This is a genomic window from Mycobacterium sp. NGS40, from assembly GCF_059812735.1.
Genome location: NZ_JCALDG010000021.1, coordinates 1 through 20,622, shown reverse-complemented (window position 1 = coordinate 20,622; position 20,622 = coordinate 1). Strand labels below are relative to the sequence as shown.

The window sequence follows — 20,622 nt, the reverse complement described above, 5'->3', positions numbered from 1 at the left end:
CCATAACATCCGCGAAACCGCGCAGATTTCGGTGGCCGTCGTGCGGTTCTCCGACCCCCACCCGCATTTTTTCCGCGTTCTGGCCGATGGTGTCGACGGCACGGCGCCGGATAGTCGTTCCGAAATGCAAAGCGATGCACCGAGAGGAATCCCCATGAAAATCGCGACCCGAGTCCCGCCGGTCCCGATGGTCAACGCAGTACAGCGGTTTCGTCAGCAGCTTCTGCGGCTTCACCAGTCCCTGGCCCCCGCACCGGCGGTGATGGCGGAACTCGTGTCCGGGGCCTGGGTGGCCCAGGCGATCGCCGTCGCCGCCGAACTCCGCATCGCCGATGCGCTGGACGGGGGACCCCTGGGACTCGATCAGCTGGCCGCCAGGGTCGGCGCCGAACAGGACGCGCTGGGCCGGTTGCTGCGGGCCCTGATCGGCCGCGGCATCTTCTGCCGGCACCGCGACGGCCGGTACGGGCTGACGTCGCTCGCAGGCACGCTGCGGTGGGACGCACGCGATTCCGTGGCTGGGATGGCCCGGATGGTCGGCACGCCGGAGATGCGGGAACATTGGAGCCATTGCGTCGATGCGGTTCGCACGGGCGAGGCGGTCGTTCCGAAGTTACGTGGCATGGACGGGTTCGAATGGCTCTCGGGCCACCCCGAACTCAGTGCGGTCTTCGATGCGGCGATGACGAACGTCTCCGAGATGGCCGTTGATGCGGTGATCGCCGCGTACGACTTCGCCGGCTATCGCACCATCGTGGACGTTGCCGGCGGGCATGGCCGGTTGCTGGCCGGCATCCTCGCCAAAAACCCAACGACGACCGGCATTCTTTTCGACCTGCCGCACGTCGTCGCCGGCGCCGAACCACTGCTGTCCAGACACTGCGTCGCAGAGCGCGTGCGAATCATCGAGGGATCGTTCTTCGAGGCGGTCCCCGATGACGGCGACCTCTACGTGCTGAAGAACATCATCCACGACTGGCCCGACGACCAAGCCCAGCAGATCCTCAAAACCCTGCGCGCCGCAACCCACACCGGAACAACCGTCTTGCTGGTCGAATGCGTGATACCCCCGCACGATCGAGATGCTCTTGCCAAATGGACGGATCTCGAGATGCTGGTCATGAATGCGGGCCGGGAGCGCACCCGGGATGAATATCGGGATTTGTTGCAGCAGAGCGGATTTCAGATGACTCAGATTGTGTCGACACCCTCGCCGTTCAGCATCGTGGAAGCCACCGCCGGCTAGCCCCGTTCGGTGAGGCGGGCGTGCTCGTCCTCGTCGACGTCGCGCGCCTCGTCGATCAGCAGCACCGGGATACCGTCCTCGATGCGGTAAGCACGGCGCAGCCGTGGGTTGTAGAGCAGCTCGTCGCCGTCTTCTGGGGACACGAGCAGCAGCGGGCCGCGGTCCTGCGGGCACACCAGAATGCTCAGCAGAGTCTGGTCAAGCATCGTCACCTCGATACGTGGCGGCCAGTTCGGACCGTATCGCCGGAGTCAACCGGCGGTACTGCGAGCTGGCGGTGTCGAAATACCAGGCATGCCGCCCGGATTTGGGAATCCCGGCCGCCCGCAGGGCGCTGACGGTGGGACGGTAGGTCGCGCTCAACGTCATCTCCGGCACCACACAAACGATGTCGGGTCCCAGCCCGAGCGGCATGCCGGCGAAAGCTTCGGTCAAATCCGCCGCGGTGATGGTGGCTCCGGGCAGCAACGTCACCGCTGACACCGCCACTTCCAGGTTGCCGAACGGCACGTTGTAGGTCACCGCGAGGTCCACGCCGTTGATCAGGCCGAGCGCGTCGGTGACCGGCTCGGGATAGACGAGCCCGCGGGCAGTGTGCACCACCGAGCCGCGCCGGCCCATCAGCCAGAAGTCACCGTCCTCGTCGCGGCGGAACAGATACTCCGTGGAGATCCAGGTGTCGGCGGGCGCGAAAACCCCGCGCTTGACCGACGCCGTCGGATCGATCGGCCCGTTGGAAGCCGCCAGCAGCACCCCGACCTGGTTGACGTCGGCAACCTGCACGAAGCCTCGCTCGTCTTCCAGGATCAGGTCGTGTTCGGCGTCGTAGGCGGCAAGTTCTGCTCGCCCGGCACCCGGCAGCGGCCGGCCCTTACAGCCGATCTTGGCGCCGGACACGTTGGCCAGCACCGCCTGTCCGTCCGTGGTGGCGAAGAACTCGACGACGTGCGCGGGCGCGAACGCGTCGACGACGCGCTCCCACAATCCGGTCGGCATACCCGAGCCGATGAACAGCCGGACGGGATGATTACCGTGCAGCACGAAGGCGGGGTCGTCGACAATGTCGCGCAGCATCGCCCAGGTGTAGGACACGACGGTGACGCCGTACTGCCGTATCTCGTGGACGAACCGGTCCGAGTTCAGCCCGCGCGACAACGCGATGCGGGTACCGCCGACAACCGCGCCGCCCAGGGCGACCAGCAGGGCGGACTCGTGGTGCAGCGGCGTCAGGCAGTAGACGGTGTCTCGGCGGTCCAGGCCGGCCGCCGAAGCGGTTCCGAACGCCGACACCGCCCACCGGTAGTTGGTGATCTGCTTGGCCACCAACTCGCCGCCGACCGCGCTGAATGCGATGAACGCCAGATCCCGGGCCAATCCCGGGTTGGGCCGATACCAGGCGGGGAGCTCGACGGCATCCGGGTCGATCTGCTCCATGTCGATGACCTGGTTTTGCTTCGAGCCGTCCTCGGGCAGATGCAGGTTGCGCGCCTCACCACCACCGAGCACCAACACCTGGCCCGGCCAGTCGCGTAAGGCCTCGAGGTTGGTGGGGTCGGTCATGATCTCGCCGACCCGCCCGAGCCGCACCGATGCGGTCAGGTCGGCGTCGGGGCGCATCACCACCGCGACGGCACCGAGGCGGGACAGTGCGGCGATCGCGACCAACGCACTGGGTCGCGTCTCCATCAGCACGCCGACCCGGTCGCCCTGCCGGACGCCGACCTGAATCAGGCCCCGGACAACGTTGTTGATGCGGCGGTCGACCGCCTCGTAGGTGTGCACACGACCGTCGAACAGCAGGAACTCGCCCCGCGGCGCGTTGCGGGCCTGCTCGGTGATGATGCGGCCCAACGAGATTCGGGTGTGGTCGTTGATCTGCCCGAGCCGGGCCAGCCGGGGTAGCGTACGCGCGGTCTCGACGGCCAGCGTCCGCATGGATTTGTTGGCCGCGACCACCGCGCCGGTGGCGCCGCGCACCAGCTCGATCGCCGCCTCCGACGCCTCGCCGATGCCATGCGTAAGCCGCGAACTCAGCGCGACGCCGCTGTCGGTGTGCTCTTCGGGCTGATCGGCCATCAGGTCGATGTTGTCGGGCTTGTCGCCACCGGTGGTGAGCCACTCGATCCACGCGGCGACGGTGGGCCAACCCTGTTCTGCCGCTTTGGATCCGACGACCAGGCCGAAATGACCGGTGCGGATACGGGCTTCGTAGACCTCGGCGTCGGGTGCGGCGCGCCGGATACCGCGCACCGACGCCGGCTGGCCGATGTCGTCGACCTCACCGACGAAGGCCAGCACCGGGCAGGTGATGTCGGTGAGCGTGACCATTTGTCCGTTGACAGCGAACCCGCCGGTCATCATCCGGTTGTGCGCGATGAATTGCTTGAGCAGCTCGGAGATCGCCGGACCGGACCAGGCGATCCAACCCTCGCGCTCGAGGAACCGGCGCTGTTGTTCGCGGGGCAGCAGCGCCTCGCGGTCGTGCAGCTGACGCACGAAGTCGACGCGGGCCTTGGCGGTCTTGAGCGGATCCAGCATCTGGAAGCCGGCCCGCGCCATCCAACCCGGGATGGCCAGGCGGCTGAAGACGTGATCGGCCATGAAGTTGGCGACGGGTGGGGCGAAGTTTGCCGGGATGCCCATCGGCAACGCGGCCAGGGTGTCCACCGGCGAGCCGAAGGTCACGATGCTGGCCAGCGCCTTCGAACGGCGGTAGGCGGCGACCTGATAGCACCACATCCCGCCCTGCGAATACCCGACCAGGTGCACATCGGCGCCGGTGGCGTCGCGGACCGTGTCGATCGCCTGGCTCAGTGCGACGATGTGGTCGGCCAGGTTGCGGCGCATGCCGCCCTCGACCTTGTCGGGTGAACCGAAGTCGATGACCCAGCAGTCCAGCCCGTGCGAATGCAGGATGCCGACCGCACCGTCTTCGCGGGTCACGTCCCACATGTCCGCCGACATCATCATCGGGTGCACCATCAGCACCGGCGGGCCCACCGGACGCTGGCCGGGGCGATTGTCGGGCGGAAAGTAGCGCCGGAGCTTGTACATCGGCACGCTTTCGACGATCTGCGACGGCGACGCAACGGTGCCGGTCTCGAGGCCCCCCAGCCGCAAGACCTCCAGGCCGTTCTGGGCCGTCGCGACCAGTCGTTCCACCGGCCGCGTGATCATCGACAAGTTCAGATCCACCGCTGCTCCCCACTCTCGACAGCTGAGACATCATGGCACATCGCCGTCCTTGGCGGTTCTGGTCAGGCTGTTTGCTCGCGCGGCGAAGTCAGAGGCTGCATGGTTACGCCTGTACGCCCGCCAGGCCAACGCCGTCGAAACATCTCCAGCCGCGGGTCGGGTAACTGTTAAGCTCCCGACGGCCCGGCGTTGTGTTTGCTCGCTGTTGCGGGCCGGTTCGCGATCGTGTTGCAACCGATGTACTGCGTCGGGGGGTATCGAATGCGTTGCTACGCAATGGGTTTGGGCGATGCCTGAACACCTGATCGTCGACCCGTTCCATCTCGAGCTCGCCGGCGCCACATTACAGAGTCAGATGCTGCCGGAGCCGCCGCCGCCATTGACCGCGACCGGGGCGGATGCGGTGTCCGAAGCGATCAACGTGACCATGCCGATGATCGAGGCCCCGGTGACTGAGGGGTTACCCGCCGCCCAAGCCGCCATCACGGCGACGGGATCAAAGATCGCCGCCGCGGCCCGCATGTACGCCGAGACCGACAAGAAGCTGGGCAACCAACTCGACCGGGCGCAATTCACCGGCGACAACAGCAAAGGTGCTAAACCACAGCTCAACGCCACGCAGTCCGCACCCGCACCGCAGGCAGCGGTCGGCGGCGCGCAGCTTACTTCTGCACCACCCCCGGCCCAGGAGCAATCGCCGCACCCGACGGCGCCGGGCGCTGGGGGTCCGACTACATCCGACCCGGGCATCGCCGGCGGCGGGCCGGCTTCCGCGCCGAATCCGGAAGCGGCCGAGGAGTCGTTCAATGCCATGGCGTGGCCACCCGCAGCCGAAGGGGCGGACGACCCTTTCAACTCCGCGGCATGGGATGGTGTCGCCGATCCGGAAGCAGCGGACGGCGCGGTGAAACCCGCCTCCTACGACGGCGCGACCGATTCGGGCGACGGACCGGCGGATCAGGACCCGTCCGGAAACCCCGGGGATCAGCTGGACCCGGATGGTCCGGGCACCGACGATGCTCCCGGGACGGACGGTGGCCCGGGAACGACGAATGATGCGGATACGGCCGATGGCCCGGGAACGACGGATGGGCCGGTCGAGCCCGGTCCGGGCACGCAAAACGGCCCGGGTGCGGCAACATCGGATGGTGCGAAACAACCGGGCGATCCGCGAGCCGCGACCGATCCAGCAGCGCAAAAGGATCGGCCGGCGTCGGTGCCGCAGCGGGGTGCCGGAGCGGGCGGTCGCGGGTTGTTTTCGGCTTCCCAAGCCGGTACCGGCGCGGGTGGCCGGGGAATCCCGCAGTCCCTTGCGGGCTCGCCGAAGCCGGCGGTCGCGCCACACCGACCCGCGGCAGCGCACGCCGCGCCGGCACACCCCCCAACGGCGCCGCCGCCGTCGGCACCGGGCCAGCAGTCTCGCCCGATGCCGGTCGGGTCCGGCGGCGGGCACGTGGCGCCACTGGCTCCGGCGGCGCCCGCCGTGCCGCTGAGTCCGACGGCCTCACCGATCTCACACGCAGCTCCGGCCATGCCGCAGGCTCCTGCGCCGTCCGCGATGCCGGAGACGGGCGGCGGCGGATCCGGTCCGGCGGCCGCCGCTTCGCCGGGCCTGCCAGCACAGCCGTCGACGCCGGCCACCTCCCCCGTCGCCGCCGAGCCGAGCACCGATACCGGATCCAAGCCGGCGAGCGCGTCGCTCGCCGCGCCGTCGGCGCCGCGCGGCCGCGATGCGGTGATGGCATCGATCCCGGTGTCGGCGGCGCTGGCCGAACGCGATGCCGTCGCCCAGGCCGCCACTACCGACGCGTCGCGACGCGACGGCGTGGATCCGCTGCTGCTGGCCCGGCGCATCGCCGCCGCGTTGAACGCTCAGGACGGCGACGACGGTAACGACTCAGACGACGGCGCGAGCGATCTCGGTTTCTTCTGGGTGACCGCGGTGACGACCGACGGTGCGATTGTGTTGGCGAACAGCTATGGAATCGCCTACATCCCGGACGGGGTTCGCTTGCCCGAACCGGTGTTCCTGGCCAGCGCCGACGACGAGATCGCGGCGGCTGACCGGGCGAGCTGGGCGACCTACCCGGTGATCGCCGTGCAGGGCTGGGCGAATCACCACGGCTACCAGCTTCGGGCGGTCATCGCGACCGAAGAACAGCTGGCCGATACCGAACCCGGGGTGGAGAAGTTCCTGCTGCAGCCGGACGACATTCCGGACAGCGGGGAAATGATCGGTCGGTCCAGGTTGGAGGTGGTGGATCCGCAGGCGGCCGAGTGGCTGGCCGCAGTCCCCGACGAGAGTTTGCGCGACCGATTGCCGCCCGCCCCCGTCGAAGTCAGCCCTCCGGCCGAAGAAGAGGGCATGCTCTGGTTCGAGGTCATGGAGCCGATGTTCAGCACCGACACCGGCCGAGAGGATGCGCACCTGCGGGCGTTTCACGCTTATGCGGCTCAGGCCGAACAGCTTTCCCTCAAGGCGGCGCACCGTCGGGTCGACGCGGAGACTCGGCGCTCGGCAATCGCCGATTGGCTGTATTGGAAATACCTCGCCGCACTGCACGCAGCCGCGCTTAACGATCCGGCCTATCGCCGGCGAACAGCCGACTTTTACGACGAATCCGCGGCGGCGGTCCCCGATTAACTTTCTCTACACCGGTTGTTCAATCAATCCGCCAGTGCGACTACAGGATTGACTCATCGCCGAAACTGCGGTGATCTCACGACGAAAAGTCGATTGTCGTTTAGGCTCCCAGAGGTCGGGTTTGTCTCGGGAAGACAAATCACCCCGGCGGTAATGCGGATCGGCTCATAGCGACACCCCCTGTGCTTACTGGATGGGTAGCCGCAGAACAGGATTGCGATGGTGAAACTCCCACCTTCGTCACGCGGATTGCCGGCGATCAGCGTCCAGCAACCGCGCGTGCCGAGTGTTGTCAAGCCGCCGGAACGTCCGCAATCGACGCTCAGTGTCGAGCCGCAGGAGTTGATCGACAGGGCCAAGCAGCTGGCCGAAGCCCTGCCGCAATGGCCCGATGAACAGCCCAAGGCTCCGTGCGAGCTGGCGATGGTCCGGAATGCAGCCACGGTGCTGCAGCGATCCGCCGACAACGTGGCGATGGCCCTCAAGGCGGGCGAAGAGCGGTGGCGGCGTCTGGCCCAGTTGCTGGTCGAAGCCGCCAAAAAATACGAAGGGGTCGACGCGGACGCCGCGAACAAAGTGGCATCGGCCATGCCGGCTTTCTCGGCCACGCTGAGGCAACCGTCCACATATCAGCTCCAACCCGACGCTGTCGGCTCGTTCGTCCCCCCGCCCGCCACCCCGTCATGGATCGGGGACGGATCGAAATTGTTGGTGGCACAGTCGGATAACGTATTTCTTCGGGTGCGGGACGCGGCGAAACAAATCAACGCGGGTGATGCGCGCGCGACGGCATTGTTCCGATTTGCCGACAGCTGGAGCATGTACGAAGGGAAATTGCGCGACGCCGCGATTCGGTTCCGGCCGTTCGAATCATGGCGCGGCACGGCCGTTACCCAGGTCGAGAAGCAGTTCGAGCAGCACCGGGTCTGGCTGAACCAGATGGCAGCAAACTGCGCGTTACTCGGCCAACAGGCGCGGGCGCTCGCGTCGGCACACTGTGTCGCCGTCGTTCAACACCCCACTTCGGCACAGGTAGAGCCGCTACACAACAAACTGCTGGCGAAAAGGATCTCCAGCCGGGACTACGAGGCCTATAAGCGGCTGCAGAAAATGTCCGAGGACGTGCGGGCCGAATACCGCAAACAGGCCGGATTGCCGTGGTCGCTCATCAACCTTTCGATGCCACCGGACCGCGCCGACGCGGACCTCTTCAAGACGCCCGAGCAGAAGGCGGAGGAGCTAGCGGAGAAGCAACAGCAACGGGCGATGCAGCCGATGCAAGCGATGCTGAAAGCGCAGAAGGAAGAGGCGGAGAAGGCTCGAGAAGAGGCGCGTAAAGCACGGCAGGATTCCGAAGAAGAGGCCCGCAGGGCGCGGCGGGAAGCACTCGAAGAGGGGCGCAAGGCGCGACAAGATGCGCAGGAAGAGGCGCGCAAGGCACGACAACAGGCACAAGACATGGCCGACGAGGCACACGAGAAGGCCAAGGAGCAGCAGCAGGCGTTCGCCAAATCCATGGGCGCTCAGCAAGCCGCCCTGGCCAAGTCGGTCGGCGCCGGCACGCCGAAGGTCCCGTCGGTGTCGAAATTGATGGGCACGGTAAACCAGTTCGCGAACATGGCAAAAGGGATGGCGGCCAAGACGCCTCCCGTACCCCCGGGCGGTACCAAGCCGGGTGTGCCGTGGGTGCCGCCGCTGCCCGCGGGCGGGCATGTACCCAACGTGACGCACGGGGCCGGGGCGGGCGGGACGATGGGCGGCGGGGTCAACATACCGCTCGCCGGCGCCGGCGCCGGCCCGCCGCCGCGAGTGGAACATCCGCTGGCACCCCCGGTGCACGCTCCGGTGCAGGGGCCGGGCCTCCCGCAGGGAGGCCCGCGGCCCGCGCCCGCCTCGGAGCTCACGCCTCGTGTCCCCGGCTCGGCGTCGGACTCCGCCGCGGGAGCTCATGGCGCCAAGGTCGGTGGCATGCCCCCGATGCCCGGCATGCCTCCGCAGGACCAGAACGCCAGCAAAGCTAAACGCGTGGATCCCGACGACTCGGCCATCTACACCGAGGAACGGCCGTGGACCGAAGGTGTCATTGGCCGTCGGCCACGCCGGGTCGAACCTGTTGCGCCTCCGCCGGAAGCCGCCGACGGCACAAAGTGAGTCAGGTGGTGGCAGTCTGGCGTAGCCGGCAGGCCATCTCGCGATCCTCTTGCGCGAACGCGCGGTGTCGGGCGGCGTAGGCCAGATATCGGTCACGCTGACGGTCGCAGCGCTGGCGTTCGGCCACGTCTTCGAAGGCCTTGGCCGTTCGGTCCTGACTGGCCGCGGAGTGGTCCAAGCTTATTGCTGCGGACCGCTGCGCCGCTCTGGCCCGCAGGAATGCCTGCTCCGCGCGTGCACCGGCACGGAATGCTTGTTCGGCGGGCCATGGGACGGATTCGGCCTGGGGGCCGACGCCGGGATAGACCATCGTCATGTCCTCTCCTCGTCTGCAGTGTTGACAGCGCGGAGCGGCTGAAACGCCGTGTCGAACGATCAGTCGGTATTGACGTAGCGGCTGGCGAACAGATGCGCTTGTGCCGCCTCGGCCTGTTCCGGTGTCGGCAATTCCGCGGCCCCGACGATGAGTTCGTCGTCCACTCCGTCGCCAGGACCCAATCCCAGAGCCCGCACCGCATCGACGACAAACGCCTGCTGGCCGGCCAGTCCTTTTTGCCGGGCCAGCTCGGCCATGGCAAGTATTTCGTCAACGAGCGCTGCTTCCGTCATGCTCGTCACCTTCGGAGAAAGGTCGATCTGCACGACGCTGCCATCCGGCAGCGCGGTGATCGAGACCGTTCCGGGGGGATTGGTCACCTTGGCCAGGAAGCCGGACCCGTCGTCGTCTTCTCGCTCCGCGTCCACGGCTTGACTCGTCGTCCCCTGAGCTCGCAACGCATCGACAGCCGAGGGCGCATCGACATCGCCGCCGGCGTCGAAGGTCAGGGCTTGTCTGTCCGCGGTCCCGTCGTCGTCAGCACCGGGCTGGTTGGTATCGAAGAAGACAAGGGCGGAAACGTCGTCCTGGCCGTCGTCGTCTCGGGGCATCGCATTCTCTTTCTTCGAGTCGTGTACCTCGGTCAGTTGCCGGCATCCAGCTGATGGTCGAGCGCATCACGCTGCGCCCCGTCGGTCGCCGCGTACATCGCCTTGGCCGCCTGCAGCGCTTGGTCGCACGCTGTCAGGCATGCGGCGAGGCGCGCTTGCACGGCGGCGCGGTTCCCATCCAGCGCTGCCATCATGGCGTTGGCGCCCGCGCGGGCGGTAAGCCCGTGGCTGTCTATGAGTTTGTCGGGGTATCCGCCTGTCACAGATCGTGGTGCCCCAAAGGCCGCGTCAACGCTGGTACGGACGGCGGCAAGGGCGTCGCGCAGCTTGTCGATGTAGGTCGGATCGACTATTACATTTTCCACAGCGCTGGTCTCCTTGAACGAAACTGCTTCTCTTGCAACAGGTTTGGTTCCCTAACGACTGGTCGCGCTTGCATCCGGTGCCTGCTCGGCGGTGACCGACTCGACGTCGATCGGCGCACGCTCGGCACCCGCCGCACCGGCAGCCGCTCCGACATCGGCGACCTCTACCCCGGGCGCGGACTCTCCGCCGGTGGCCTGCCCGGCCGCCGCCCCAGTCTCTTTGCGGTGTCTCGCGGGCTGCGACACCGCGGTTGGCACCGGGTGCGAGACGGCGGGCGACGTGAACGCCGGTGCGGGCGGAGCCGTTGCAGCGGCCTCGCTCGGCACTGCGCCCGGCGCTTCCGGTTGCGCGTGCTCCCTCGCCGGGAGATCTCCGCGCGCCCTCGTGCCGGTCGCCACGGCGTGCCGCCCCGAAGGGGCGCCCGAGGCGGTGCCCCCGACAGCGGACGGCGTGCGGAAGCCGGGGGCGATCGATCCCCCGCCTGCCGCCGACACCGCCTGGTGGGCTCCGGCGGCATTCGACGGATTCGGCATGGTCAGGGCGCCGCGAGCGGCGTCATACTTCGCCGGCACGGCGGCCTGCATCGCGGCAGCGTTCGACGCGACTTTGTCAATGTGAATTCCCGTCTCGACCCCGAGGGCTCCGAGCGCGGCCACGATGAATGCAATCTGCCATCTCTTGGTAGTTTGCAGAGCAATTATCTGAGGAGTAAGCGGGGGGATCCAAAGGACATTTTCGGCGGAGGCTGCAGCCAAGGCATAAAAGTAGATCGCCCAGGCCACCGGAATACACGCGGCGAGTGCGGCTTTTGTATATCCGAATTGCTGCCGCACATTGAAAACCAGCTCGGCTTCGGATTTCAGATAGCCTTGCAGGTCCTTGTCGGTAGATTGCACCGCCTTGATGCACTCTTGCAACTCGTGGATCAACTGCCCGTAGGCGAGCGACGCCTTGCCGGACCAGTGCAGGTCATCAGGCGCCGCGAGTTTCAAGTTAGCCAGGGCCGCATCGAAATTCGGTTTCGCCGCGTCCGACAGCACTGTCCCCTTGTCGGGTTTGCCGAACCCGTTGAACCATTCCAACAGGCTGACCAGCGCGACGGCGTTCTCGAGGTAGAGTGTCGGCTTCAGTTCGAGCATATCTTTGATGCCGTCACCGGGGAGCGCCTTTAACCCTTCCTGGAGAACCAATTGAAATGTCGTGCCGATACTGATGCTCATACCGGCGATATCGCCATCCAGGGCGTAACTCTTCCAGGCGCCTGCGGAGTTAGCCGTAAGTTTCAAAACCAGACTGGTTAAGCTAGCCCAGTTCACCATTCGACGCAGCCCCTTTACACCAGCCGGATCTGTCAACGAGCACGTTCTGGTCGGCATACGCCCGGTGCCGATTGCGTGACGCCATGTGGGGCGTCAGCTTAACAGCGCCGCCGCTGGGGTCCGGGCGCGAAACTTTCTTCGGTCACCCAGCATTAAAACGTTGTACACCGACGATCGGCCCGGCCGAGAACACAATCGGTATGCTCCGGCGAAAGTGTGCCGCGAGTGAGGACTTCGGATGACCGGCCAGACCGACCCGCAGGTGACCGAAGCGCTGCAGCATTTGCAGCGGTTCGTCTCGGCCTTCGAGGATGACGCATTTCGCATGAGCACCGGAACCTTCACTGCCACAGACGAAACCGAGACCGTAACGGTAACCGTCAACGGAGATCGCTGGCTCACTGGCCTGCGGATCGAACCCGGTCTGCTGCGGATGGGCGCCGAAACGGTTCAGCAGCGCCTCAACGAGGCCCTACGTAAGGCGCAGGCGGCCACGATCGCGGCCTCCGAAGACGAAGAGCAGCAGCTCCAAGACACCGTCGCGGCGGTCGTCAGCGCTCTCCAGCAGCAGCTCGGGGATCTTCAACAACAGCCTTAGCCGCGGCGTCCGGGCCCGCCTTGCTAGCGTCGGCCGGTGGCGCACCTACTGGGGGCCGAGGCCGTTCACCTGGAATACCCGACTCAAGTCGTCTTCGATTCGATCTCGCTCGGGGTCAATGACGGCGCGCGCATCGGCATCGTCGGTCGCAACGGCGACGGCAAGTCCAGCCTGCTTCGCCTGCTGAGCGGTCAGCTGACGCCCAATTCCGGACGGGTCACCCAGCGCAGCGGATTGCGGGTCGGCGCGCTGAGCCAGGCCGACACTCTGGACCCCGGACACACCGTCGGCTGGGCGCTGGTGGGCGAGATGCCCGAGCACCAGTGGGCCGGCGATCCGCGCATCCGCGACGTTGTCGGTGGGCTGGTAGCGGATATCGATTGGGATGCAACGGTTTCCACGCTCAGTGGTGGGCAGCGGCGGCGGGTGCAGCTGGCCGAGCTGCTGATCGGCGAGTGGGACGTCATCGCCCTCGACGAGCCCACCAACCACCTCGACATCGAAGGCATCACCTGGTTGGCCGGCCACCTCCAACAGCGCTGGGCGCGCAACACCGGCGGGCTACTGCTCGTGACGCACGACCGCTGGTTTCTCGACGAGGTCGCCACCACGACCTGGGAGGTGCACGACGGAATCGTCGAACCCTTCGAGGGCGGCTACGCGGCGTACGTGTTGCAGCGCGTCGAACGGGACCGGCAGGCTGCCGCGGTGGAGGCCAAGCGGCAGAACCTGATGCGCAAGGAGCTGGCCTGGTTGCGCCGGGGTCCGCCGGCGCGGACCTCCAAGCCGAAATTCCGCATCGATGCCGCCAACGAGCTGATCGCCGACGTGCCGCCGCTGCGAAACACCGTCGAGCTGGCCAAGCTCGCCACCGCCCGGCTCGGTAAGGACGTGATCGATCTGCTGGACGTGTCGGTCTCGTTCCCGCCTTTTCAAGGGCATCCGGTGCTGCGCGACGTCGAATGGCGCATCGGCCCGGGTGAACGGACCGGCATCCTCGGCGCCAACGGAGCGGGCAAGTCGACGCTGTTGGGGTTGATCGCCGGCACCGTCACGCCCGACACCGGGCGGGTCAAGCGCGGCAAGACCGTTGCGCTCTCGGTGCTCGACCAACAGGGCGACCTGCTGAACCAGTATGTCGACGATCGGATCGCCGACGTCTTGACCAGCCTGCGCGGTGGCTACGAGGTCGAGGGCCGCGAGGTAACCCCCACCCAGCTGCTGGAGCGGCTCGGGTTCGAACGCGGCCAGCTCTCGGCGCGCGTCGGCGAGCTGTCGGGCGGACAGCGGCGGCGACTGCAGCTGATGCTCACGTTGCTGTCCGAGCCCAACGTCCTGCTGCTCGACGAGCCCACCAACGACGTCGACACCGACATGCTGACCGCCACCGAGGATCTGCTCGACTCCTGGCCGGGCACCCTGATTGTCGTCTCGCACGACCGCTATTTGCTGGAGCGCGTCACAGACCAGCAGTACGCGATTCTCGACGGCCGCCTGCGCCACCTGCCGGGCGGCGTCGACGAGTACCTGCGCCTGGCCGCCCGATCGAGGGGTGCTGCACCATCGGCGCCCGCGACACCCGAACCCGAGGCGATGTCCGGCGCCCAGCGTCGCGCCGCCGAAAAGGAGCTCGCGTCGGTGGACCGCCAGCTCGCCCGGCTGGCCGACCGGATCGCGGCCAAACACGTCGAACTCGCCGACCATGACCAGTCCGACCACGTCGGCATCCACCGGCTGACCGGCGAGCTGCGCGGCCTGGAAGACGAAGTCACCACGCTGGAGAGCCGGTGGCTCGAGCTCTCGGAAGTGCTCGAGTAGTCACGATGAGGAAGCAGACGCACGGACCGGTTCGCTACCTTCCCGGCGAAGGGTTGCTCGCGCTGTACCGGCTGCGGGGCCCGGTGATCAATTCCGGCGTCGGCCGGCACGGCTACACCTATCTGCTCGGCCCCGAGGCGAACAAGTTCGTGTTTGCCAACGCGGACGCGTTCAGTTGGGCGCAGACCTTCCAGAGCCTCGCTTGGGTCGACGGGCCCACCGCGCTGATCGTCAGCGACGGGGACGATCACCGCCGTCGCCGCAGCGTGGTGGCCCCGGGGCTGCGTCACCGGCAGATCCAGGATTACGTGCAGACCATGGTCTCCAACATCGACGCGGTGATCGACGGCTGGCGGCCAGGGCAACGGCTGGACATCTACCAGCAGTGCCGCTTCGCGGTGCGGCGCAGCACCGCCGAGAGCCTGTTCGGCCCACGCCTGGCAATGCACTCCGACTTCCTCGGTGAACAACTCCAGCCGCTACTGGACCTCACCCACCAGCTGCCCCAGGTCGTGGAGCTGCAGCGGCGTCTCAACTCCCGCGGATGGCGGCGCGCGATGGCTGCCCGCGAGCGCCTCAACGACTTCATCGACAGCCTGATCGCCGACGCCCGCACCGCGCCCAGACCCGACGACCACATGCTGACCATGTTGATCAATGGTCGCGACGACGAGGGATATTCGTTGAGCAACAACGAGATTCGCGACTCGATCATTTCGCTGATCACCGCCGGCTACGAGACGACCAGCGGTGCGCTGGCCTGGGCGATCTACACGCTGCTGACCCTGCCGGGCGCCTGGGACACCGCCGCCGACGAGGTCCGGCGGATACTTGGCGACGAGCCGCCCGCCGCCGCCGACCTTGACGCGCTGACTTACCTGCACGGCGTCGTGCAGGAGACGCTTCGGCTGTACTCCCCCGGCGTGATCTCCGCCCGCCGGGTGATGCGCGACCTCGCCTTCGACGGACACCGCATCCGGGCCGGCCGATTGCTGATCTTCAGCGCCTATGTCACCCACCGGCTGCCCGAGGTGTGGCCGGACCCACGCGCGTTTCGCCCGGCCCGCTGGGACCCGGATGCGCCGGAGTACCGCAAGCCCGCACCGCATGAGTTCATTCCGTTCAGTGGCGGGCTGCACCGCTGCATCGGGGCCGTGATGGCGACGACCGAGATGACGGTCATGCTGGCCCGGCTGGTGGCCCGGACGACGCTGCGATTGCCCGCTCAGCGAATCCGTGCGGCCAACCTCGCCGCGCTCAGTCCCACCCCGGGACTGGTCGTCGAAATCGCCGACTCAGTGCCAGCGCAGTAGCACGAGCTCGGAGGAGAATCCCGGGCCCATCGCGACGATCAGGCCCGGGCTGCCGCTGGCCGGCGGCTTGGCGATGGTGTCACGCAGGACGTGCAGCACCGACGCCGACGAGAGGTTGGCGATCTCACCCAGTGAGCGCCAGGTCAGCTCGAGTGCCTCGGGAGGCAGCTCAAGGCTCTTGCCGATCGCGTCGATCACCTTGGGTCCACCGGGATGGGCCACCCACGCCTCGATGTCGGCCCTGGTCAGGCTGTGCCCGCTGAGGAACCGGTCGACGTCGCCGGCCAGGTGGCGCTCGATGATCGTGGCGAGCTCCGGGGAGAACACCGGCTGCAGCCCGGCGGGGCCGACGTTCCACGCCATGATGTGCAGTGATTCCGGGTAGAGGCGACTGCGGGAGTCGACGATGTCGGGCCCGCTGGCGCGCAATTGCCCGTCTTGGTCGGCGCGACGATCGCCGACCGCCACGACGGCGGCCGCCCCGTCGCCGAACATCGCGGTCGAGACCAGCCCCGATACGGTCGGCTTGACCGTCGGAAAGGTCAGCGAGCACAGCTCGACGGACACCAGGGCCGCGACGCCGTCCGGCGCGCCCCTCAGGTAGTTATGCAGGGACGCCACCCCTGCCGCGCCGCCCGCGCAGCCCAGGCCGAAGAGCGGAATCCTGCGCACATCCGGGCGCAGGCCGATCCGCCCGGCGATGCGGGCGTCCAACGACGGCACCGCGACGCCGGTGACGGTCGTGGTGGCGATTATGTCGACATCCTGGGGTTGCAGTCCCGCCTCGTCGAGAGCACCCAGTAGCGCCTCGCAGCCGAGGTTGACGGCATTTTCGATGAAGATTTCGTTCGTTTCGGTGAAATCGGTCAGGGACAGGTATTGCTCGAGAGGCAGCACGAGATGGCGGCTGTTGACCTTCGCGCCGGCATGCAGACGCCGGACGATCGCTTCGTGCTCCTGCAAGACCGGGAACTTGACGAATTGGTCGGTGATCTCGCCCTGGCTGTAACGGTGCGGCGGCACTGCACCGAACACACCTGCGATGACGCTCATACCTGACCTCTACCTAAAACGGTTCCCTCCCCATTGCACGGAAGTTTATGCGGTCTGGTTCAGGGCCGCAAAGATACGGCTATTCAACATGTGTCGGATACAGCCCGGGAGAGTCGCGCGGAATCAGGCCCCCCAGCAGGGATTTCGTCATTCACCATCATCGGATTTATTGGACTCCAACGCCATAGCGATCAACGCGTCGGTGCTCAACAAGTCGATGACGTCCTCGTTGACTTGGGGATCGGCACGCGGGGTTTCCGCGTCGCCCGCGAGCAGCAAGAGCTTGTCGAGCAAGCCCGTTCGCCGAAGGTCGCCCAACGGAATTTTCCTCAGCGCCGCCCACGTCTTCTCGTCGTCGGACGCTTCGCGTTCGCCGTGCAGCAGTTGCCGACGCAGCTGATCGGCCAACGCCGACGGGGTGGGGAAATCGAAGATCAGCGTGCGCGACAAGGCCAACCCGGTGGCGGCTTTCAGACGGTTGCGGAGTTCGACGCCGGTGAGCGATTCAAAGCCTATGTCGGAAAAGGCGCGCTCGGTGTCGATGTCGCGAGCGCTCGAGTGCCCCAGCACCGTTGCCGCATGCGCGCGCACCAGTTCCACCAGCTGACGGTGCTGGTCCTCGGGTGCCATCGCGCGCAACTGCTCGGCCAGATCCGCCGCGCGGTCGATTAGCAGCGCCGGTGCGTCCGCGCGTGACCCCAGCCAAAACCGTTGCCGGGCAAAGCCGTACGTCGGCAGATCGATACGCCGTCCACCCAGACCGGCCACGATCGACGGCCAGTCGACCGCCGCGCCGTTGACGAAGAGTCGCCCGGCCGCGCTCATGAGCGCGTCAATTTCGGGCTGCTCCTTGACCAGCGTGGCCACCGCGGCGGCGTGCTCGGTGTTCAGCGACTGCTCCACCGCAGCGCTCAGGCCCGCGGCGGGGCCGACCTCGACAAACGTGTTGGCCCCCAACGATTCCGCCAACCGAACGCCGTCGACGAAGCGGACCGGCCGGCGCGCGTGTTCAACCCAGTATTCTGCCGTTCCGTAGTCGGCGCCGGCGAGCTCACCAGTCACGTTGGACACCAAGCCAATCCGCGGTTCGTCGGCTTTGACGTCAGCTATCAAGCGGGCGAATTCGTCAATCATCGGCTCCATCAGCGCCGAATGAAACGCATGCGAGACCGCGAGGCGATGTACCCGCGCCCCCTGCTGCGCCAGCCGGTCGGCCACGGCGGCCACCGGGGCTTCGGCGCCCGACAGCACCACGGAGTTCTGGGCATTGACCGCCGCGATGGCCACGCCGTCGGTGAGCAACGGGGTTGCGGCGTCCTCGCTGGCGGCCACCGCGATCATCACGCCACCGGCCGGCAGCGCCGCCATCAAGCGGCCCCGGGCCGCGACGAGGTGTGCGGCGTCGTCGAGCGTGAGCACGCCGGCGATGTGCGCAGCGGTGATCTCCCCCACCGAGTGACCCATCACCAGATCCGGCTCGATTCCCCAGCTTTGCAGCAATCCCGCCGCCGCCACCTCGATGGCGAACAGCGCGGGCTGCGCATACTCGGTATTCGCCAACAACTCTGCGTCGACGCCCCAGATCACGTCGCGCAACCCCGAACGCAGGTGGACATTCAACGCGTCGAGGGCCTCGTCGAATGCCCGGGCGAAGACCGGAAAGCGGTCGTAGAGCTGGCGGCCCATCCCCAACCATTGCGCACCTTGGCCGGGAAACACGAACGCGGTCTTGGCTGCTCGAGCGCGGCCGGTGATCGCGGCCCGCTCTCCGGTGGCCAACCGGGTCAAGCCCGCGGTGAGCGCTGGACGATCGCTGCCCACCAGTACCGCCCGCTGTTCGAAGGCCGTCCGCGTGGTCGCCAGCGACCACGCCACGTCCGTCACGGTCGCGGCGTCGTCGGAGGCGAGGTGGGCGGCCAACCGCCCGGCCTGGTTGATCAAGGCTTGCTCCGAGCGCGCCGACAGCACCCAGGGCAGCGGGGTCACTTGTTGCGGTTCGGCGACAACACTTTCCGGCTGCGCGGGCGCCTGCTCGACGATCACATGCGCATTCGTCCCGCCCATTCCGAACGACGACACACCGACCCGCCGCGGCCGGTTCCCGTTCGGCCACGGCGTCAGTGCGGTATTGACTTGCAGCCCATAGCTTTTCAGGTCATTGCCGACAGCGCTTGGGTCGTAGTTGAGACTTGGCGGAATCACCGCGTTTTCGACGACCAGAACCGCTTTGAGCAGGCCCGCGATTCCGGCGGCACTGCCGGTGTGGCCGATGTTGGTCTTCACCGAGCCCACCCGTACCGGGTTCTGCTGGCGCTCGGCGAAAATCTCACCCAGTGCCCGCGCCTCGACCGGGTCACCGACTTCCGTTCCGGTGCCGTGCGCCTCGACATAGTCGATGTCGTCGGCGCCCAGGCCGGCCCGGGCGAGCGCCCGCCGGATGACGTCGGCTTGCCCGGGAACCGACGGCACGGTCTGGCCGGCGGAGCTGTGGCCGGCATTGCCGACCGCACTGGCGCGGATGACAGCGCGGATTCTGTTTCCGTCTCTCAGCGCGGCGGCCAGCGGCTTCAACAGAACCACGCCGGCACCCTCGGACCGCACGTAGCCGTCCGCGCGGCTGTCGAAGGCGTAGGTGTGGCCGGATGTCGACATCGCGCCGAATTCCGTTTCCAGCATCGCGGTTTCGTCGGCCAGGTTGAGGTGGATCCCGCCGGCTATCGCCAGCGCAGACTCGCCCGCGCGCAGGCTTTCGCAGGCCAGGTGCACCGCGACCAGCGAGGACGACTGGCCGGAATCGACGATCATGCTGGTCCCCTGCAAGCCGAGCGCATAGGAGATCCGGTTGGCGATCATGGCGCGCGTGACCCCGCCGAAGGAGTAATGGTCGAGGTTGTCCTCGCCGTCGCGAAGCGTCAGCACGGCGTAATCGTCGGTCATCGCCCCGAGGTAGACGGAAACCTGTTCGCCACGCAGGGTTTCGGGTACCAGAAAGGCGTCCTCGAACAGTTCCCAGGCCAGTTCGAGGGCCACCCGCTGACGCGGATCCATCGCACTGGCCTCGCGGGGCGACAGATTGAAGAAGTCGGCGTCGAACTCGGCGATGTCGCCGGGTAGCCGATTCTCCTCCAACCCCTCGCGAACGAGCCGCCAAAAATCCCGCGGGGTGGCGGCACCGGGCAACCTGCAGGCGAGGCCGATGACTGCGACGTCAGTGGCTGACATCAGGGGCTGAGATCGTCATCGAGGATCGCGAAGAGTTCGCGTTCGGTGGCGGTGGTGATGTCATCGTCGATGACGTGTGATTCGCTGGTCAGCGGTGGTGGGGATGCCAGCTCGGTGGCGATCGCCTGGATGCGGGCGGCCAAGCGGCTTTTTTCGTCCGGCGTCCAATTGGGTTGGTTGACCAGTGTTTGCAACTCGCGGGCGATGTCATTGAAGCGAGCGAGTTGGTCCGGCGCGGCCGCGTGCGCGCTCGTGGTCACCGAGCCGAGTTGTCCGTCGATGTGTTCGGCAAGCGCCGCGGGAGTGGGAAAGTCGAAGATCAGGCTCGGTGAAAGGGTAAGTCCGGTAGCCATTTTGATGCGGTTGCGCAGTTCCACCGCCGTCAGCGAGTCGAACCCGAGGTCCTGGAACGGCAGCTGAGCCTCGATGTCGGCGTTGGACCTGCCCAGCACGGTGGCGGCGTTGGTGCACACCAGTTCCACCAACTGGTGGTGACGCTGCTCGGGACTGAGTCCCTGCAACCGGGTGGCCAGACCCGATGTCGACACCGCCGCGTCGGCGTCGCTGATCAGTCGCCGACCCGGTCGCCTGACCAGGTCACGCAGCACCGGCGGGACGGCGCCACCCGAGCCCAGCCCGGCCGCGTCGATGCGGGCGGCCACCAGCAGCGGACGGTCGGCGAGCATGGCCTCGTCGAACAGCTGGAGCGCATGCGGGGTGGACAGCGGCGCCAACCCGGCCCGGCTCATCCGGGCCTTATCGCGATCGCT

At 67.2% G+C, this 20,622-nt stretch carries 15 protein-coding genes; 6 read left to right on the top strand and 9 right to left on the bottom strand.

What is annotated here, in order from left to right:
- Positions 1-154: 154 nt before the first annotated feature.
- Positions 155-1,246: a methyltransferase gene (locus tag AC5Y5O_RS25380; protein ID WP_096287241.1), complete on the top strand. Its 1,092-nt coding sequence runs from the start codon at positions 155-157 to the stop codon at positions 1,244-1,246.
- Here AC5Y5O_RS25380 and AC5Y5O_RS25375 read toward each other — a convergent pair.
- Both AC5Y5O_RS25375 and AC5Y5O_RS25370 read right to left on the bottom strand, forming a co-directional pair.
- Positions 1,243-1,452, bottom strand: coding sequence for a Trm112 family protein (locus AC5Y5O_RS25375; protein WP_096291082.1), 210 nt, complete (start codon positions 1,450-1,452; stop codon positions 1,243-1,245). The two genes, AC5Y5O_RS25380 and AC5Y5O_RS25375, sit on opposite strands and share 4 nt — an antisense overlap.
- Entirely contained in the window at positions 1,445-4,423 is a 2,979-nt protein-coding gene (locus AC5Y5O_RS25370) for an acyl-CoA synthetase (RefSeq protein ID WP_243393979.1), read from the bottom strand. The genes AC5Y5O_RS25375 and AC5Y5O_RS25370 overlap by 8 nt, the downstream gene beginning before the upstream one ends.
- Before the next feature lie 307 nt (positions 4,424-4,730).
- On the opposite strand from AC5Y5O_RS25370, the gene AC5Y5O_RS25365 reads away from it, so the two are divergent.
- A complete protein-coding gene (locus AC5Y5O_RS25365) occupies positions 4,731-7,085 on the top strand; it encodes an EspK C-terminal domain-containing protein (RefSeq protein ID WP_500027919.1) in 2,355 nt (784 codons plus the stop codon).
- A 279-nt stretch (positions 7,086-7,364) separates the two neighbouring features.
- Positions 7,365-9,236 (top strand): PPE domain-containing protein, encoded by a 1,872-nt coding sequence (locus tag AC5Y5O_RS25360; protein WP_500027917.1) that lies wholly within the window; start codon positions 7,365-7,367, stop codon positions 9,234-9,236.
- A gap of 1 nt (position 9,237) precedes the next feature.
- Here AC5Y5O_RS25360 and AC5Y5O_RS25355 read toward each other — a convergent pair whose 3' ends face one another.
- The 4 genes from AC5Y5O_RS25355 to AC5Y5O_RS25340 are packed head-to-tail and all read right to left on the bottom strand — an operon-like array spanning position 9,238 to position 11,848.
- Positions 9,238-9,552 carry a hypothetical protein gene (locus AC5Y5O_RS25355; RefSeq protein WP_096287231.1) on the bottom strand — a complete coding sequence of 105 codons (315 nt, stop codon included), beginning with the start codon at positions 9,550-9,552 and terminating at the stop codon, positions 9,238-9,240.
- A gap of 59 nt (positions 9,553-9,611) precedes the next feature.
- Positions 9,612-10,163 (bottom strand): secretion protein EspD, encoded by a 552-nt coding sequence (locus AC5Y5O_RS25350; RefSeq protein WP_096287229.1) that lies wholly within the window; start codon positions 10,161-10,163, stop codon positions 9,612-9,614.
- Between the two features lie 32 nt (positions 10,164-10,195).
- Positions 10,196-10,528, bottom strand: coding sequence for a type VII secretion target (locus AC5Y5O_RS25345; protein ID WP_096287227.1), 333 nt, complete (start codon positions 10,526-10,528; stop codon positions 10,196-10,198).
- 51 nt (positions 10,529-10,579) lie between these two features.
- Positions 10,580-11,848, bottom strand: coding sequence for an EspA/EspE family type VII secretion system effector (locus AC5Y5O_RS25340; RefSeq protein WP_133160847.1), 1,269 nt, complete (start codon positions 11,846-11,848; stop codon positions 10,580-10,582).
- Positions 11,849-12,086: 238 nt separating this feature from the next.
- Between AC5Y5O_RS25340 and AC5Y5O_RS25335 the strand changes: the two genes are divergently transcribed.
- The 3 genes from AC5Y5O_RS25335 to AC5Y5O_RS25325 are packed head-to-tail and all read left to right on the top strand — an operon-like array spanning position 12,087 to position 15,577.
- The gene (locus AC5Y5O_RS25335) at positions 12,087-12,446 is read left to right on the top strand and encodes a YbaB/EbfC family nucleoid-associated protein (protein WP_096287223.1); all 360 of its coding nucleotides are present in this window, start codon (positions 12,087-12,089) and stop codon (positions 12,444-12,446) included.
- Positions 12,447-12,482: 36 nt separating this feature from the next.
- Entirely contained in the window at positions 12,483-14,264 is a 1,782-nt protein-coding gene (locus AC5Y5O_RS25330) for an ABC-F family ATP-binding cassette domain-containing protein (protein WP_096287221.1), read from the top strand.
- Positions 14,265-14,269: 5 nt separating this feature from the next.
- Complete coding sequence (locus AC5Y5O_RS25325) at positions 14,270-15,577, top strand: cytochrome P450 (RefSeq protein WP_500027913.1); 1,308 nt, start codon at positions 14,270-14,272, stop codon at positions 15,575-15,577.
- On the opposite strand, the gene AC5Y5O_RS25320 is transcribed toward AC5Y5O_RS25325, so the two are convergent.
- The 3 genes from AC5Y5O_RS25320 to AC5Y5O_RS25310 all read right to left on the bottom strand — a co-directional run.
- A complete protein-coding gene (locus AC5Y5O_RS25320; RefSeq protein ID WP_500027911.1) occupies positions 15,560-16,630 on the bottom strand; it encodes a type III polyketide synthase in 1,071 nt (356 codons plus the stop codon). The genes AC5Y5O_RS25325 and AC5Y5O_RS25320 overlap by 18 nt on opposite strands.
- A 147-nt stretch (positions 16,631-16,777) precedes the next feature.
- Positions 16,778-19,852: a type I polyketide synthase gene (locus AC5Y5O_RS25315; RefSeq protein ID WP_096287215.1), complete on the bottom strand. Its 3,075-nt coding sequence runs from the start codon at positions 19,850-19,852 to the stop codon at positions 16,778-16,780.
- On the bottom strand, positions 19,852-20,622 hold a 771-nt coding region (locus tag AC5Y5O_RS25310; RefSeq protein WP_500027910.1), incomplete at its 5' end, for an acyl carrier protein. The genes AC5Y5O_RS25315 and AC5Y5O_RS25310, both read right to left, overlap by 1 nt.